The organism is Kibdelosporangium banguiense (genome assembly GCF_017876405.1).
GTDB classification, from domain to species: domain Bacteria; phylum Actinomycetota; class Actinomycetes; order Mycobacteriales; family Pseudonocardiaceae; genus Kibdelosporangium; species Kibdelosporangium banguiense.
This window is the reverse complement of the sequence record NZ_JAGINW010000001.1, coordinates 11,388,629-11,404,972: the sequence shown is the minus strand read 5'-3', so window position 1 is coordinate 11,404,972 and position 16,344 is coordinate 11,388,629. Positions and strand designations below refer to the sequence as shown.

Genomic DNA, 16,344 nt, shown 5'->3' with positions numbered 1-16,344 from the left:
CTGGTCAGCACCCGAGAGAGATTAGCCCTTACGGACGACATACCGCGTGGACTGCCAGTGGGTTGCCGGGATGTCCTCGGTCAGACTGTCGACGACTTCGCCGCCGTGTGCGCTCACCACGGATCTCAGACGGTCCGGTGCCAGCGCGGTCATCCGCATGGGAGCCGGGTAGCGCAACACGATCCGCTGTCCGAGCGCGACCAGCCGGTACGGCGCGAACCGCCACATCGCGCCCTTGACCGTCCACAGGGGACGGGTGGTGCACTGCAGGACCGCGACGCCACCGGAATTCAGCACACGCATGAACTCCGCGAGATAGCCGTCGATCACGTCGGCGGGCAGGTGCTGCAGCACGAGTTCGGAGTAGACGAGGTCGAACTGCCCGTCGCCGAACTGCTTGAGGTCCGGTGTGTCGTTGTGCACGAACTGGCACTTTCCACCGGAACGATCCAGTTTGCGGGCCGTGGCCAGCATCGGCTCGGAGACGTCCACACCGACGACCTCGTCGGCGTGCTCGGCCAGCGCCTGCGAGAGCCGGCCGGCGCCGCAGCCGAAGTCCAGCACCCGCTTCCAGCTGGCCGGCAGGGCGAGCCTGGTCAGCCACTCCCGGGCGATGCCCACGTCCGCGCGGCCCAGCTCAAGGAACTGGTCGACATCCCATTTGCCGCCGCGCTTGTCCGGCGCGACGTGTACTGCCCACAGCGGGTCCTCTGCGCCGAGCGTTGTCCAGTCGCGCCGCACCTCGTCGAAACTCACCGCGGCATTCTAGGGACGCCTGAACGATATTCAGGTTTTCCGTTATCCATGTGGTATCAGCCGATCACCGCAGCAGCGGCGCACCGACCTGGACATTCACCACGCACATCGGGTCGACCGGGGTCGCGCGGTTGATGTCGACCCGGTCGAAACCGCCTTCCACCACGATGTACAGCACATGCAGGCCGTCCGGGAAGTAGACATCCTGGGTGGCTTTGCCCAGCCTGATGGTGACCGGGCCCTTGCCGGTGGAGTAATACTCCATTCGCAGCAACGAGTGGTGGTCGACGCGCCTGTTCAACGGGATCGTCGCGGTCTGGTAACCGACCGCGTAGCCGCACTTGTCATACGGCCCAGGCCTGCCGATGGCGGGCTCCTTGATACCGGTGACCTTCTTGGGCGTGCCGGTGTCGTCCAGGGCCCACATCGTCTCGGCGGGCTGGTCGAACTTGGGCGGGCCGGGCAGCAGGCCGATCACGCGCGAGGCCTTGCCGTCCTCGACGAACCACTCGTGCATGATCTCGCGCGGCACAGGGGTGTCGTACAGCGTGATCCCCGGATTCGCCTCAAGGCCGGCCCGTGCGGTGTCCACGTACTGGCGTGACTGGGCGAATTTCAGGCCGGGCGCGAGCTGGAGGAAGCTGAAAGTCGCACTGGCGCCCAGCAACGCCACCAGGCCGATCACCAGCGGCCGCCGGAGCCCGGTCTCCGTTCCACCCGGTTTGAGGAACGCGAACGCACCACAGAGCACCGCGATCGGCACGGCGTCGGCGATGTAGCGCGGGTCGTTGCCGATCAGCGGCCCGACCTGGTGCAGGCGTGTGGTGATCACCAGCGCCAGGTCGACCGCGACGTATCCGAGCAGCAACACCCAGGCCAGCACCGCGCGGGACCGTCCGGCCAGCACGCCGAAGATGATGATCGCGATGGCCAGACCGGCGGCCACCAGCCGGAGCGTCAGCGAAGGCGTGGAAATGGCGCCACCGAACGACGAGTTCGTCCACGGCCCGCCGAGAACACCGGGCACGAACGTGTCCACCACTGTCCGGCGGGCAAGTTCTGCCACGGCCTGGACCGACAACGGCGAATCGCGTACCGGGGTGGCGGTCGACGTGATGTAGATGACCAGATACAGCGCGGTCAGCACGCCTTGAACGAGCCAGACCCGCCAATGCTGCTTCAGCGCGGCCAGCCGTTGCCCGGCCGGCGCGAGCAGGAGCGTGATCCCGGCCAGCAGAGCCACGAACAGGACAGCCTTCTCATAGAAGGCCATTCCGGCCACGCTCCAGATGACTGTGAACCAGATCCGCCGCCGTTCCCCGGTCTCCAGGTACTTCACGTGCGAGCCCAGCGCGCCGAACATCGTCACCAGCAGTGGCAGCAGTTCCATCCCGTACGCCCACCACAGCGTGGGGAACGCGATCAACGGCGAGAACGTGAACACCGCGAACGGCAGCAGAACCGGCCATCGGTGCCCGAAAACCCGGGCGAGCAGCCGCCACAGCAGCACCGACGCGGCCAGTTGCATGGCCAGCAGCGGAATCACCGCCACGGTGTGGCTCAACGGCGCGATCGCGGTGACCAGCCAGGCGATCAGGAACGTACCCGGCTTGATGTGGCCGTTGTAGTCCTGGAAGAGGTACGCCGGGTCGAACGGGCCCTTGCCTGCGGCCCGGTAGAGCACCACGAAGTCGTCGTGTCCGAAGTAGCCGGTGAACAGCACCCAGGCGTGCAGGACGAAGGGGATCCCGGCGACGAGGATCGCCGCGATGGTCACAGGACGGGGAATGGCCAGGGTGGTGGTCACCGGCCGGGTCGCGGTCGCGGTCATTTCTCCAACAACCTGCCTAACGCCGCGTAGAACGTGTCGGTGATCTTGGTCGGGTCCGGGGTCGGGTAGGCCTCGCCGCCCGTGGCATGGGTGATCGTGCGCAGCTCGACCGGGTCGATGTCGGGACCGATGCCGATGCCGAGGATCTGCAGCGGCCGCTTGGGGTCCTGCAGCTTGGCCAGCTCTTCGAGCAACTGCTGCTGGCTGATGCCTTTGCCGTCGTCGTCGTTGCGGCCGTCGGTCAGCACGACGACCAGGTTGATCCGGCCGGGTTCCCAGTTCTGCCGTGCGGACTGGTATGCGGCGAGAACCGTGTCGTACAGGCCGGTTCCGCCGCCGTTGATCGCCTTGATGGCCTGTAGTTTCGCCAGGCCACCGTCGGCCAGCTGCTCGCTGAGCGGCCGCATGGGCAGGACTTCCTGGTAGTCCTTGTCGCCGTCGAGCCTGGTGGAGAACCGCCACAGGCCGATCTTCGTGGTCGGCTTGAGCAACGAGATGCCCACTTCGGCGGCCTTGAGGGTGAGCGTCATCCGGTTGGCGTTGGCCTTGGGCACCGCGGCGGCCATCGAGCCGGAGACGTCCAGCACGACCTGGATCCGTGCGCTGCGGTTGGCCGCGGCCCACTGGTTGAGCAGCTGGTCGACGTCAGCGGGTGGCTTGACCGGCGCGACGAAGGGCTCTCCGGTGCCGTTGGGCGGACGGAATCCCGCTTCGGTGAGCGCCCCGGGCTGCTCGATCAGCTTGCCCAGGAACTGTTGTGCGACAGCACGCCTGTTGTCGGGCGTGCCGGGAAGCACCACATAGGGGAAATCCAGCGAGGGGATCGCCGGGTCGGCGTACGCGCCGACCAGATTGTGCTTGCGTGCCAGGACCTCTGAGGTCACCGCGCCGTCGAGGCCCGGCGCGAACAGTTCGGCCTGCTTCTGGACGGTGTGCTTGGTCAGCTTTCGCAACGTCTGCGCGTACGCCGCCGGTGGATCCGGCGCGGTCTTGGTGAGGTCGCCGGTGCCGATCAGCGCGGACAGGCCGACCGGGTCGGCAGCCGGGTCGACGAACCCGATCGCCGGATCCCCGCTGAACACCTTCGCCCAGGTCAGCGGGGCCTCGGGCCAGCCGTTCTTACGCGCCGCGGCGTCGGTCATGCCAACCACGACCGGTGACGAGGCGACCGACGTTCCCGAGACCGGGATGTTCCATGCGCCGCGTTCCTGTGCCCGCTGCAGCCACAACGAGGATTCCGGGATCCAGACGTCAGGGTTGTTGGTGCCCAAGGCGTCCATCACCGTGCCGGATTCGACCGGAAGCACCTCGACCCGATAACATGCGCCGACGTCCTGTTCGGACACCCGGCTGACGGCGGGCGCGACGTCCGGCGCGGCCATCACACGCAACGTCGTGACCACGTCGCAGTCCGACGAGCCCAGCCGGTCGCGCAGGTAGTCGAACCCGAACCAGCCCGCCAGAGTCAGCACGAGCAGGACGCTCAGGATCACCACCGGCGAGCCGGACCGCCGTGCCATCCGCCTGAACCTCCGTCACTGGGCTACGCAGTGCCGGTCAGACTAGGGGAAACGGCCTCAGTGTGGTCGTCCTGACCGCAACCGTTATCAGATGATCACTCCACAACGGCGTCGCACATCTCGTACGGGGAATCCCTGGTCACGTTTTTCACGTCTTTTTCCTGACCGTCCACCAGAATCCGGCACTGCGCCTTGCCGCCGGCCTGCAATGTGACCGAGAGGAACACCTGCGATTTCGGTGCGAGTTTCTCGAGTTTCTTGGTCCACGGCGGTTTCGCGACCGTTTCCTCGGTGTGGTCGACCTTCCTGAGTACCTCGTAGGTCACATCGACGGCAGCGGTCCCGGTGACCTCCAGGGTGACGTCCTTGGCCACGATCTTCGTGTGCGCCTGGCATTCGAAGGCGGACCCGACCTGCGTGTTGTCGCTCTTGAGGGTCTTGGTCTCCATCTCTTGGCCGTCGAGCGTGGTGCGGCAGGAGACGGTGGACTTGGCCTCGCCGACGACCATCATCTCCATCTTTTCGGTCTTGTCGGTTTTCACGCTCTTCGACCACGGCAGCTGTGTGTTCTCGGTCTGCTGCTTTTTGCCGTCGAAATAGCTGATGGTCGCTTTGCCGGAACCAGTCGCCTCGTAGACCACTTCGTGTTTGCCCGTCGCGGCCTGCGGTGTTTCGCTGCTGCTGGCGGGTTTGTCACTGCCGCATCCGGTGATCAGGACACCGGCGGCGGCGAGCGTCAAGGCGGCTCGCATCGTCTGCATGGCGGAGGATCTTGGTCCAACCGGCCACACGGAATGACCACAGTCGGTGAATAGGTGACAGGTCATTAATTAGTAATAAATATTGACAGCGCCGGGTCATATCGGCCAGCCTCGAAGCTGTGAGCAAGTGTGCGGTGGTGACGGGCGCGGCGTCGGGAATCGGTGCGGCGACCGCTCGTCACCTGTCCTCCTCGGGATACCGGGTCGTCGGGATCGACATCAAGCCTGGTGAGTTCGTGTCGATCGTCGGTGACGTGACCATGGACTCGACCTGGGCGCAGATTCCTGCGGACGTGGATGCCTTGGTGTCCAATGCTTTCGCGGTGACCATCAAGCCGTTGGGAGCGACCACCCGTGAGGAGTGGTCACGTCAGGTCGACGTCAATCTGACGGCGGCGTACCTCGCTGTGCACGCTTGCCTGTCTTCTCTTGTCGCACGCCGGGGTTCGATCGTTCTTGTGTCGTCGGTGCACGCGCGGTTCGGGCTGCCAGGGCATCCGGCTTACGCGGCGGCCAAGGGCGGGTTGGTCTCTCTGGCCGGACAGCTCGCCGTGGAATACGCGCCTGACGTGCGCGTCAACTCCGTGCTGCCGGGGCCGGTACTTACCGCTGCTTGGGACCGGGTCAATGCTGAGGACCGTGCTCGCAGTGCCGCGGCCACACCGTTGGGGCGCTTGGGAGATCCGGCCGAGGTCGCTTCAGTCATCGCGTTCTTGTTGTCAGCACAGGCATCCTTCGTCACGGGTGCCAGCCTCGTCGTGGACGGCGGCTGGTCGGTGGCCAAGGACTCGTCGTGAGGGGGCAGGCTTGAAGATCACCGGTGTCGAGACGTTCCTGGTGGCGCCACGCTGGTTGTTCCTGAAGATCAGCACGGACGACGGCATCTGCGGCTGGGGCGAACCGGTCGTCGAGGGACGCGCCGAAACCGTGCGGGCGGCCGTGCACGAACTGGCCGACCTGGTGATCGGCCAGGACCCGCTGCGGATCGAGGACCACTGGCAGGTCCTGCGTCGCGGCGGCTTCTACCGCGGCGGTCCCGTCCTCTCCAGCGCGGCGGCCGGATTCGACCAGGCCTTGTGGGACATAGCTGGGAAATATCGTGGCGCGCCGGTGCACGAACTGCTGGGCGGACCAGTGCGCGAACGTGTCCGGGTCTATTCGTGGGTCGGCGGTGACCGGCCCACAGGGATAGCCGAAGCCGTTGCCGCGCAGGTAGATCAGGGCTTCACGGCGATCAAGATGAACGGCTGCGGGCCGTTGGACGCGATCGCCACCCCCGCCGAGGCGGCGGCGGTTCTGGAACGCGCCCAGGAGGCACGCGCCGTCCTCGGGCCCCATCGTGACCTGGCCATCGACTTCCACGGCCGGGTGTCCCCGGCAATGGCCCGCCGGCTGCTGCCCATGCTCGAGGAAGTCCAGCCGCTGTTCGTCGAGGAACCCGTCCTGCCCGAGACCCAGGGCGACGTCTGGGCTTCGCTGGTCGCCTGCAGCAGCGTGCCGATCGCGACGGGGGAGCGACTGTATTCCCGGTGGGACTTCAAGTCCGTGCTGGACGCGGGGATAGCCGTGATGCAGCCGGACCCGTCGCACGCCGGCGGAATCTCCGAACTCCGGAGGATCGCGGCGCTGGGCGAGATCTACGGCGCCAGCCTCGCCCCGCACTGCCCCCTGGGCCCGATCTCGCTGGCCGCCGCCCTGCAGGTCGCCTTCGCCACCCCGAACTTCCTGATCCAGGAACAAAGCCTGCGCATGCACTACAACATCGGTACCGAATACACCGACTACCTCGTCGACCCCACCCCGTTGACCTTCACCGACGGCTACGCAACCCGGCCCGAAGCCCCCGGCCTCGGCATCGAGATAGACGAAGCCCAAGTCCGTCAGGCCGCGGAGACCGGCCACCGCTGGCGCTCCCCAGTCTGGCGCCACCCCGACGGCAGCTTCGCCGAATGGTGAGCTGACCGGCGGTCGTGGTGCCCGTGATGCCCCGAAAGCCACTTTGGGGGCATCCAGTGCCCCCAACGCCACTTTGGGGGCATAGCTCAGCCCGTGCGGTGCGGTTCTTTGGTGGTGGCGATCCGGGCGAAGTCCTTGGTGGATTCGTCGAGCAGGGCACGCATGGCTTGTTCGGCGCCGATGGGGTCTCTGGCGCGGATTCGGTCGAGGACGAGGCCGTGGGTGGGGACGGGGTTGCCGGCCTGGGCGGAGCCGTGGACGATCTTGTCGCGCATGGCGAGGCCGTTGGCGAGGACTCGTTGCATTTCGATCAGCAGTTGGTTGTGGGTCGCGCCGAAGAGGGCCCGGTGGAAGTCGAGGTCGGCTTCGACCGCGTCCTCGGTCGGGTCGGCCATGCAGGCCAGGGCCGAGGTGAGGTCGGCCAGGTCCTGCTCGGTGGCGCGTTCGGCGGCCATGCGGGCGGCGGCCGGTTCGACGACCGAGCGGACTTCGGTGAGATTGGACAGCAGGTCCATGTCGGGCGGGCCGGCTGAGCGCCAGCGCATCACGTCCACGTCCAGCGTGTTCCAGAAGGTTCTGGGGCGCACGAAGGTGCCGCGTTTCTGCCGGGCGTCGACGAGACCTTTGGCCGACAACACTTTCAGGGCTTCGCGCAGCGCTGTGAGGCTGACATCGAGCTCTTCGCGCAGGGCCGTCAGGTCCAGTGTGGCGCCCTCCGGGATCTCGCCGGACAGGATGCGGCCCGCCAGCGCCGCCACTGTCTGCCCGTGCACCCCGCGAAGCTGGTAGTCGGCCACTGCTGTCCTCCCGTCGAGAAGTATCACTGTACTAATAATTCAGTAATTATTGGCGCCGGTCCCCGGGGCAAGACCCTTGACGGCCGGATTGGTCTATGCCAATACTTCATGCACGTGAACCACCCGGTCAGGGCGCGTGACCGTGGTTGCTCCGGCTGTTTCTCCTGCCGTCTCAGACCAGAGGAGCAATCTCGATGCGCACCAGACGTATGCTCACCGCGGCTCTCGCCGCGATCGCAGCGGTCGCGTTCTTACCCGTGGCCCAGGCCGGCGCCGCCAACGGGTTGAGCGCGAGCTTCACCAAAGTGTCCGACTGGGGCAGTGGCTTCGAAGGCAAGATCACTGTCACCAACGGCACTTCGGCCGCCCTGCCCAGCTGGACGGTCGAGTTCGACATGCCGTCCGGCGCCCAGATCACGTCCTCATGGGACACTGTCCGCACCAACAGCGGGCAGCACTACACGTTCAAACCGCCGACCTGGGCCGGTCCGCTCGCCGCGGGGGCGAGCGCGTCCTTCGGCTTCAACGGCAGTCCCGGCAATTTCGGCGGAATCCTGAACTGCCGGCTCAACAGCGACACGTGTACCAGCGGTCCCAGCAACCCTGGCGCTCCCGGGATTCCCGGCGCGCCGAGCGTCACCAGCACCACGAACTCCAGCATTTCCCTGTCCTGGGGCGGTTCCACCGGAACGGTCACGGGTTATCGGGTCTACGAGGGCACAACCGTCCGCGCGACCGTGACCGGAACCTCGGCCACAATCTCCGGCCTGGGCACGTGTTCCTCGTACACGTACTCGGTCGCCGCGTACAACAGCCTCGGCGAATCCGGTAAGAGCAGCACTGTCACCGGGACGACAACGGGCTGCCCGCAACCGGTCGGCGGTCGTGGCGCGCCGTACCTCTACATGGGCTGGGGCAATCCACCGAACCCGCAGACGGTCATGAACGCGACCGGCGTCAAGTGGTTCACCATGGCTTTCGTGCTGTCCGGTGGCGGCTGCAGCCCGGCATGGGACGGCAACCGGCCGTTGCAGGGCAGTGCGGACGCGACCGCCATCCAGCAGATCCGTGCCGCGGGTGGGGACATCGTCCCGTCCTTCGGTGGCTGGAGCGGCAACAAACTCGGCCCGAACTGCGGCACGCCGGAAGCGCTTGCCGGGGCGTACCAGCAGGTGATCAACGCCTACAACCTCAAGGCGATCGACATCGACATCGAGAACTCCGACGAGTTCGAGAACGAGACAGTGCAGGAGCGGATCGTCAACGCGCTGCGGATCGTCAAGCAGAACAACCCGGGCATCCAGACGATCGTCACCTTCGGTACCACGACCACCGGCCCGAACTACTACGGCAACCGGTTGATCGAACGGGCGCGGTCGTTGAACGCCAACATCGACATCTTCACGATCATGCCGTTCGACTTCGGCTCCGGCAACATCGGCGCCGACACGCAGAACGCCGGCGAGGGACTGAAGAACAAGCTGAAGTCCACCTTCGGCTGGACCGATGCGCAGGCCTACGCGCACATGGGCATCTCCGGTATGAACGGGCTTTCCGACCAGCAGGAGCTGACCACGACTCAGACGTGGACCCAGATCCGTGACTACGCCAAGTCCCGTGGCCTGGGCAGACTGGCGTTCTGGTCGGTCAACCGTGACCGTGGTTGCCCGGGTGGCGGCGTGGTGTCCAACTGCAGCGGCATCGCGCAGCCCGACTGGGAGTTCAGCCGGATCACCGCAGGCTTCTAGAAGTCCTCAATAGACCCTCGTCTGAGGTGTGTCCCCAATGTGGCATTGGTGGCATCAGATGCCACCAATGCCACATTGGGGACAAAGCGAAGGTGTTGTCGCATGGCGGAAATTCGCCGCGCGTGAATATGTCTGATAACCGACGAAAGTAGCTTGTATACAATCTTTGGTCGTCTGCAGGATCACGCATATGGCAAGAAGAAGAGCTGTCGCCATCCTGGTCCCCTTGGCGCTTTCCCTTGGTGTGGTCGCGTTCACCGGCGCGCCCGCCCAGTCCAAGCCGCCCCAGCAGAGCCCGATCAACGTCACGGTCGGGGCCCTGCGCTTCGATCCGGCCGCACCGCCGTTGAACGTCTCCTATGGTCACTCGGACATCGACCTCGAGTACATCCGCAAGGACGAGTCCAGCCCGACCGGCTGTACCACGCGGAATCACGAGGAGACCGAGGAAGCCGACGTCGAACCAGGCAAGGGATACGTCACCCTGTCCGGCGTCCGCTACGACCTGATCCAGTTCCACTTCCACACGCCGTCCGAGCACAGGTTCGAGGGCCAGAGCACGCCGCTGGAGATGCACCTGGTGCACCGCAACGCGGCGGGCGAGCTCCTGGTCATCGGCGTCCCGCTGCGGGCCGGTGCACCTTCCACAGTGGACAAGGTCTTGTCCAGGCTCGCGCCCGAGTGCGGCGAGGACGTGCACGTCGGCGAGATCGACCTGAACACGCTGCTGCCGCACGACCGGACCACGGCCCGGTACATGGGCTCGCTGACCACCTATCCGTTCAGCGAGAACGTGAAGTGGTTCCTGATGCGGGACAAGACCGTCAGCCAGGCCACCATCAACCGGTTCCAGCACCTGTTCACCAGCGGAAACGCCCGTGCGACGCAGCCGCTGAACGGCCGGACGGTCACGGTGGACCGGCCGCACATCTGATTCCCAGGGCAACGACCCTACGGCCGACCACATGGCCGACCAGCGCATCGGTCATCCGGCCGATGCGCTGTTGCTTTTCCCCGGCTCCGCGGCTGAAGCGGTGACCCGATCGGTCCCGGCAGTCTCCTCACCGTTCCTGCAAACGAGGGGAGTAACGGTGACAGAGCCGATTCTGGCCGGACGTGGTGTGGTCAAGCGCTACGGCGAGGTGACCGCGCTGGCCGGGGTGGACATCACCATCGGGGCCGGCGAGGTGGTCGCGATCGTCGGGCCGTCCGGATCAGGCAAGTCCACCCTGCTGCACGTGCTCGCCGGGATCCTGCCCGCGGACGGCGGCGAGGTGTTCCTGGGCCGCACGCCCATCACCAAACTGTCGGAGACCGAGCGCAGCAAACTGCGCCGCACGTCCTTCGGGTTCGTGTTCCAGTCCGGCATGCTGGTCGCCGAACTGACCGCCGAGGAGAACGTCGCCCTGCCGATGCTGCTGGCCGGCACGCCCCGCGAGCAGGGCATCGCCGCGGCCCGGGAATGGCTGCTCAAGCTGGGGCTGGGCGGGCTGGCCGGCCGACGGCCGGGAGAGGTCTCCGGTGGACAGCTGCAGCGCATGGCGATCGCCCGCGCGCTGGCCCACCGCCCCCAGGTGATCTTCGCGGACGAGCCGACCGGCGCCCTGGACACCAAGACCGGTCAGGAGACGATCAGCGCACTGCTGACCGTCGCCCAGGAGACCAATGCGGCTGTCGTCATCGTTACCCACGATGTATCCGTTGCGAATCGGGCGCAGCGGGTCATCGAGATGCGCGACGGTCTTATCGCAGTGCGAGCGGCGGCGTGAACCCCGTCCAGCTCGCGCTGCGGGTGCTGAGGGGCGATTCCCGGAGCCGGATGTCGGCCATCTTCACAGCAGTGGGTGTCGCGGTCGGGGTGACACTGGTGCTGTGGCTGGCAACGGTTCCGGGCGCTCTGCAGTCCCGGGCCGACCGGGGGACCTGGCGGGGCGAGGCGACCTCCAGCCAGGCCAGTCGCGACGACAAGGACGACGTCGGTGTGCTCGTCGCCCAGACCCGGGACAACGTCGGGGCTGAGCAGATCGTGCGGTTCGACGTCGCGGCCCTGAAACAGAATGTCCCGGTGGCGCCTGGGATTCCGCGAGTTCCCGGGCCGGACGAGGTGCTGCTGTCGCCTGCTTTGGCCAAGCTCGCCGCGAGTATGCCGGCCGATCAGCTGGCAGACCGGTTCAAGGGGACCGTGATCGGGCAGTTCGGGCCGGAGGCGTTGATGTTCCCGGACGAACTCGTGGCCATGGTCGGGCATGCCGAGGCCGACATGCCGCCCTACAGCAATTCCCGCAAAGGTATGACCTCGGCCGTGTCGTCCGGCCGGGTGAACGAGATCCTGGTGATTCTGAGCCAGATCGGGCTTGTGGTGCTGATCGCGCCGTGCCTGGTGCTGGTCGCCTCCGCCGCCCGGTTGACCGCTGCTCGTCGGGAACGGCGTCTTGCGGCGTTGCGTCTGGCCGGTGCCACGCCACAGCAGGTCGTTTCGATGACGGCTGCGGAGACGGTCCTGGCGTCGGTCGCGGGTGCGGCGCTCGGAGTGGCGTTGTCGTTCCCGTTGCGGGATATCACGGCTTTGATTCCGTGGGACGGGGGCGACTGGTATCCGTCGGACTGGACTCCGTCCGGAGCCCTGATCGCGCTGGTCCTGGTACTGGCGCCGGCTCTTGTCGTCGGGGCCGCGGTGCTGGGGCTGCGGCGGGCAGTCAGCCGTCCGCTGGGCGCGGCGCAGCAACAGACCAAACGGCAGCCCAACGTTGCCCGGCTGCTGTTGGTCGCGGGTGCCGCTGTTGCTTTTGTGGTGGCTCTGGGGATTGCCAAGGAGAGCACCGGCGACAGCGGGATGACGTTCGTCCTGCTGGGACTCGCGGCGGTGGCCGTATCCCTGGTGTTCGCCGGGCCGTTGGTGACTTCGTTGCTGGGCAAGATGTTCACCTCGCGGTGGCGGTCGCCTGCGACCCTGCTGGCCGGCCGGCGGCTGCGTGACGATCCGAAGGCGGCGTTCCGGGCTTCGGCCGGCGTCGTGCTGGCCGTGTTCGCCGGTTCCATGGCGCTTGCCATGTTCCCGAGCGTGGAGGAGCAGATCGGCTTCAGCACAGGGCGATGGCGTGACGGTGTCTACATCGCTTACGGCGCTTCGGAGACCAACCGGCAGCAGATCGAGAACGTCCGGACGGACCTGGCCGCACGGGGTGTGGACGCGCCCGTCGTGGGGATCACCGAGGGCATGTTCAGGTCCGGGAAGGACCAGGTGGCGTCCGGGATGATCATTTCGTGCGCCGATGCCGCCAAGGTCATCGGCGGGCAGATCGACGGATGCAAGCCTGGGCCCGCCATCTACGTGCCCAAGGCGACCGCGGTCGACGCGGCCCGGTTGCAGTTCGAGACGAACGGGGGCGCGACCGAAGAGGCTTTGGCTTTGCCGAAGGGGATCTCGGTCCGGGAGTACGTGCCTGCCGGGTACAACGGCATTCTCATCGACCCTGCCGTGTTCCCGCAGATCACAGACGCGAGCACGGTTGCCGTGGCGACCACCCCGGCCAACAAGGAGGTTGTGCACACCATGCTGGTGCGTAACCTCCCGGGGTTTTCGCTCTACAGCAATGAACGGTATGACGCCCGGGGCGACACCCTGGCCGGGGACCTCCGGCGGGCGACGTTGATCGGGCTCAGCATCGCCACTGTGCTCGGTGGGGTGAGCGCAGGGGTCGCTGCTGCCGGGTCTGTTGTGGACCGTCGCCGGACGTTCGGCGCGCTCATCGCCGCCGGGACGCCGGTCGCGGTGCTGACTCGTGCACTCCGGCGGGAGGCCATGTTGCCCGCCCTGGTGGCCACGGTCGGGGCCGGTGCTGCGGGAGTGCTGGTCGGGTCCGGGCTGCTGGGCCTGGTCAAGGGGTCACTGCAGCTCAATCCGTGGATCGTCACTCCGATCGTGCTCGGGCTGGTCGTCGCCCTCATCGCGGCGGCGGCATGCGGGCCGGTCCTGCGGAAGGTCACCGCCCAGGACTACGCCGACGAATAGCCGGCGTTCACGGGTAGGCCGGTGCGAGCCCCTCGCTCGCACCGGCCTACTGGTTGCCGATCGGTGACAGGCAGTGACTCAGGTCACGCGAACTGCTCGGCTCTTATTTCCGCGACGCGGGGTGAACTTGACCTGACCATAGGAGCTCGACACACTGCGCGAATGCGGCGGATAGCGGTAGTCACAGAGCCATGAGGTTCCGGCTTCTGGGCCCGCTGGAGATCCTGGGCGTCCGGATCCCCGCGGACAAGCAGCGCACCGTGCTCGCGATGCTGCTGGTCCACGCCGGAAACGTGGTCCCCGTCAGCACTCTGATCACCGAGGTCTGGGGCGAGCAGCCACCCCGCTCGGCCGCGCCGAACCTGCGTGGTTACGTGATGCAGCTGCGCCGGTTGTTGCCTGCCGACGACCAGCTCGTCACCTCCAAATCGGGGTACCAGCTGCTCGTCGATCCGGACGACTTCGACCTGCCCCGGTTCGAACAGCTGGCCGCGGCGGGCAGGCAGGCCTTGGCCCAGGCAAACCTCACGGCGGCGAACGAGGCGTTCACGGCGGCCGTGAGCCTGTGGCGAGGCGACGTGGCCGAGGACGTACCACTTGGCCCGATCCTGGGAGAGACAGTCACCCGGCTGGCCGAGCTGTACCTGGCCACGGTCGAGGATCACGTCGAGGTCGAGCTGGCCCTGGGCAGGCACGCGCAGATCACCGCGCCGCTGCGGACGTGGATCAGGCAGCATCCGTTGCGGGAGAAGCTGCACAGCCAGCTCATGCTCGCGCTGTACCGCTCAGGCGACGTGCCTGGGGCTTTGGAGGCGTTCACCGCCGCGCGCCGGACCCTTGCCGACGAGCTGGGCATCGATCCCGGGCCTGAGCTGAGCCGCCTGCACGAGCAGGTTCTGCAGCGCGATCCCAGCCTGCTGCTGTCTCGCGTCCAGGCGTCCGTGCCGCATCAGCTGCCGCCTGAGCCTGCCGTGTTCGTCGGCCGGGCTGCGGAGCTCGCTTCGGCCGACGGCCCGGTTGTGGCGTTCCATGGGCCTGGCGGGGTCGGCAAATCCACGCTCGCGCTGAAGGTCGCGCACAGCGTCGCCGACCAGTACCCGGATGGTCAGTTGTACGTTGACCTGCAGGGATCCAGTCCAGGACTGTCCCAGTTGGAGCCCGCCGAGGTCGTCGGCCGGTTCCTGCGGGCGCTGGGTGTCCCGCCCAACGAGGTCGCCGTGGAGCCCGCTGAGGCGTTCGCCCGGTACCAGTCGTTGCTCGCCGACCGGCGTGTCCTGGTGGTGCTCGACAACGCAGCCGACGCCGGCCAGGTGAACCCGTTGCTGCCGGCCAACCGGGACTGCGCGGTCCTGATCACCAGCCGTACCCCGCTGACCACTGTGGACGCCCGGCAGGTCCCGGTCGACGTGCTCAACTCTCAGGACTCGTTGCACCTACTGGGTTTGCTCGCCGGCAACGCGCGCATCGCGGCAGAGTCCCGTGCGGCGGCGGAGATCACCATGTGGTGTGGCGGGCATCCGCTGGCCCTGCGGATCGCCGGTGCCCGCCTGGCCGGACGGCCGGACTGGACGTTGTCGCAGTTCGGGGCACGATTGGCCGACCGGCGCAGGCGTCTGGACGAACTGCGGGTCGCGGATCTGACGGTGCGGACCAGTTTCGCCATCGGATACGAATCGCTGGGCCGGGACGTCATGGCGGCCAAGGCTTTCCGGCTGATGGGCGTGCTCGGCGTGCCCGAGGTCGGTGTGGAGCTGGTCGCGATGCTGCTCGATGTGGACGATTTCCGGGCCGAGCAGGCGTTGGACCATCTTGTCGAGGTGCGTCTGCTCGACCCCGTCCCAGGTGCTCGGTTCCGTACCCACGACTTGCTGCGGCTTTACGCGGCGGAACTCGCCGCAGCGGAGGATCCTTTCGCCGAGCGGACCGAGGCGCTGCGCCGCGCCCTGGACTGGTACCTCGAAATGTGCCGGCGGGCCGAAGCACAGGAGTTCGACTCGTTCGACGCCGAACTGCCATGCCTGGTCGCGGCCGCGACACAGGCCGCCGAACGTGAGCCCGCGATCGCCCGCTTCGCCATCGACCTCGTCCCCGAGATCCGATCGCTCACCATGAAACGCAGCCACTGGCGTGAGCTCGCGACCATCACGGATCTGGCGCTCACTGTGGCCCGGCGCGACAAGGACAGCCGAGGCGAAGCCGCCACCCTCGCGATCTCCAGCACCATGGAATGGCGCGCCGGCCAGATCGACCAAGCCCGAGCCGGCATGCGGCGCGCGCTCGCCCTGTGGCGTGAGATCGGCGACCCCGAAGGCGAAGGCCTCGCCCTGCACAACCTCGGCTGGCTCAGCATGTGGACCAACGACCTCGACCAGGCACTGGAACACCTGACCGAAAGCCTGCGCCTGCTGCGCGCCCACAACTCGGCCAAAGTCATCATCGCCCAGCACAACCTCAGCGAAGTCCTGCTGCGTCTGGGAAAACACACCGAAGCCGTTGACAGCTTCCACGCCTGCCTCGACCTCAGACTGCGCACCGACGACAAAATAGGAGAGAGCGTCACCCTGGTCGCCCTCGGCCGCGCCTACTGCCTGATGGACCAACGCGCCGACGCCCTGCGCACACTGGACAACGCCATAGCCTGCTGCCGACAGGTCGGCAACCGCGACGACGAATGGGAAGCCCTGCTCTGCCGCTCGGAGATCTGGCTGCGCGACGGAAACCCCAACGCGGCCCTGGCCGACGCCCTGGCCGTCCAAGCCCTCACCACAGAAATAGAAGACGACTACGGCCAGGCCACCGCGGCCCGCCAACTGGCCCGCGCTCACACAATCCTCGGCGACCTCCCAGGAGCCGCGGCAGCCAGGCGTCGCGCCTACGAGCTGCTCGCCTGCCCAGCAACCCGCCGGGACCCAATCCTGGAGCAGTTGCTGGCAGAGACCCTGTAGCCCGACTGTACGGGCCGC

General features: G+C 67.1%; 12 protein-coding genes. 7 read left to right on the top strand and 5 right to left on the bottom strand.

Annotated features, from left to right (window positions below; genetic code table 11):
* Positions 1-21: 21 nt before the first annotated feature.
* From JOF56_RS50990 to JOF56_RS50975, 4 genes are all read right to left on the bottom strand, one after another.
* Positions 22-756 carry a class I SAM-dependent methyltransferase gene (locus JOF56_RS50990; protein ID WP_209646657.1) on the bottom strand — a complete coding sequence of 245 codons (735 nt, stop codon included), beginning with the start codon at positions 754-756 and terminating at the stop codon, positions 22-24.
* A 64-nt stretch (positions 757-820) separates the two neighbouring features.
* The gene (locus tag JOF56_RS50985; RefSeq protein ID WP_209646656.1) at positions 821-2,587 is read right to left on the bottom strand and encodes a hypothetical protein; all 1,767 of its coding nucleotides are present in this window, start codon (positions 2,585-2,587) and stop codon (positions 821-823) included.
* Complete coding sequence (locus tag JOF56_RS50980) at positions 2,584-4,107, bottom strand: substrate-binding domain-containing protein (RefSeq protein ID WP_209646655.1); 1,524 nt, start codon at positions 4,105-4,107, stop codon at positions 2,584-2,586. Before JOF56_RS50980 ends, JOF56_RS50985 begins: the two co-directional genes overlap by 4 nt.
* Positions 4,108-4,202: 95 nt before the next feature.
* Positions 4,203-4,868 carry an MmpS family transport accessory protein gene (locus JOF56_RS50975; RefSeq protein WP_209646654.1) on the bottom strand — a complete coding sequence of 222 codons (666 nt, stop codon included), beginning with the start codon at positions 4,866-4,868 and terminating at the stop codon, positions 4,203-4,205.
* 119 nt (positions 4,869-4,987) lie between these two features.
* Here JOF56_RS50975 and JOF56_RS50970 point away from each other — a divergent pair, with 119 nt between their 5' ends.
* Together JOF56_RS50970 and dgoD are read left to right on the top strand one after the other, a co-directional pair.
* Positions 4,988-5,665, top strand: a complete 678-nt coding sequence (locus JOF56_RS50970) for an SDR family NAD(P)-dependent oxidoreductase (RefSeq protein ID WP_307855653.1) — start codon at positions 4,988-4,990, stop codon at positions 5,663-5,665.
* Between the two features lie 10 nt (positions 5,666-5,675).
* Complete coding sequence (gene dgoD / locus JOF56_RS50965) at positions 5,676-6,824, top strand: galactonate dehydratase (RefSeq protein WP_209646653.1); 1,149 nt, start codon at positions 5,676-5,678, stop codon at positions 6,822-6,824.
* Positions 6,825-6,910: 86 nt separating this feature from the next.
* Here the strand turns inward: dgoD and JOF56_RS50960 are convergent, their stop codons facing one another.
* Entirely contained in the window at positions 6,911-7,621 is a 711-nt protein-coding gene (locus tag JOF56_RS50960) for a FadR/GntR family transcriptional regulator (RefSeq protein ID WP_209646652.1), read from the bottom strand.
* Between the two features lie 194 nt (positions 7,622-7,815).
* Between JOF56_RS50960 and JOF56_RS50955 the strand changes: the two genes are divergently transcribed.
* The 5 genes from JOF56_RS50955 (at position 7,816) to JOF56_RS50935 (ending at position 16,326) form a co-directional block, all read left to right on the top strand.
* Positions 7,816-9,369 carry a cellulose binding domain-containing protein gene (locus JOF56_RS50955; RefSeq protein WP_209646651.1) on the top strand — a complete coding sequence of 518 codons (1,554 nt, stop codon included), beginning with the start codon at positions 7,816-7,818 and terminating at the stop codon, positions 9,367-9,369.
* Positions 9,370-9,559: 190 nt separating this feature from the next.
* On the top strand, positions 9,560-10,303 hold the full coding sequence (locus tag JOF56_RS50950) for a carbonic anhydrase family protein (protein ID WP_209646650.1): 744 nt from the start codon (positions 9,560-9,562) through the stop codon (positions 10,301-10,303).
* Between the two features lie 157 nt (positions 10,304-10,460).
* Positions 10,461-11,138, top strand: coding sequence for an ABC transporter ATP-binding protein (locus JOF56_RS50945; RefSeq protein ID WP_307855652.1), 678 nt, complete (start codon positions 10,461-10,463; stop codon positions 11,136-11,138).
* Positions 11,135-13,381, top strand: coding sequence for an FtsX-like permease family protein (locus JOF56_RS50940; RefSeq protein WP_209646648.1), 2,247 nt, complete (start codon positions 11,135-11,137; stop codon positions 13,379-13,381). Before JOF56_RS50945 ends, JOF56_RS50940 begins: the two co-directional genes overlap by 4 nt.
* Positions 13,382-13,572: 191 nt before the next feature.
* A complete protein-coding gene (locus tag JOF56_RS50935) occupies positions 13,573-16,326 on the top strand; it encodes an AfsR/SARP family transcriptional regulator (protein WP_209646647.1) in 2,754 nt (917 codons plus the stop codon).
* The last annotated feature ends 18 nt before the right edge of the window (positions 16,327-16,344 follow it).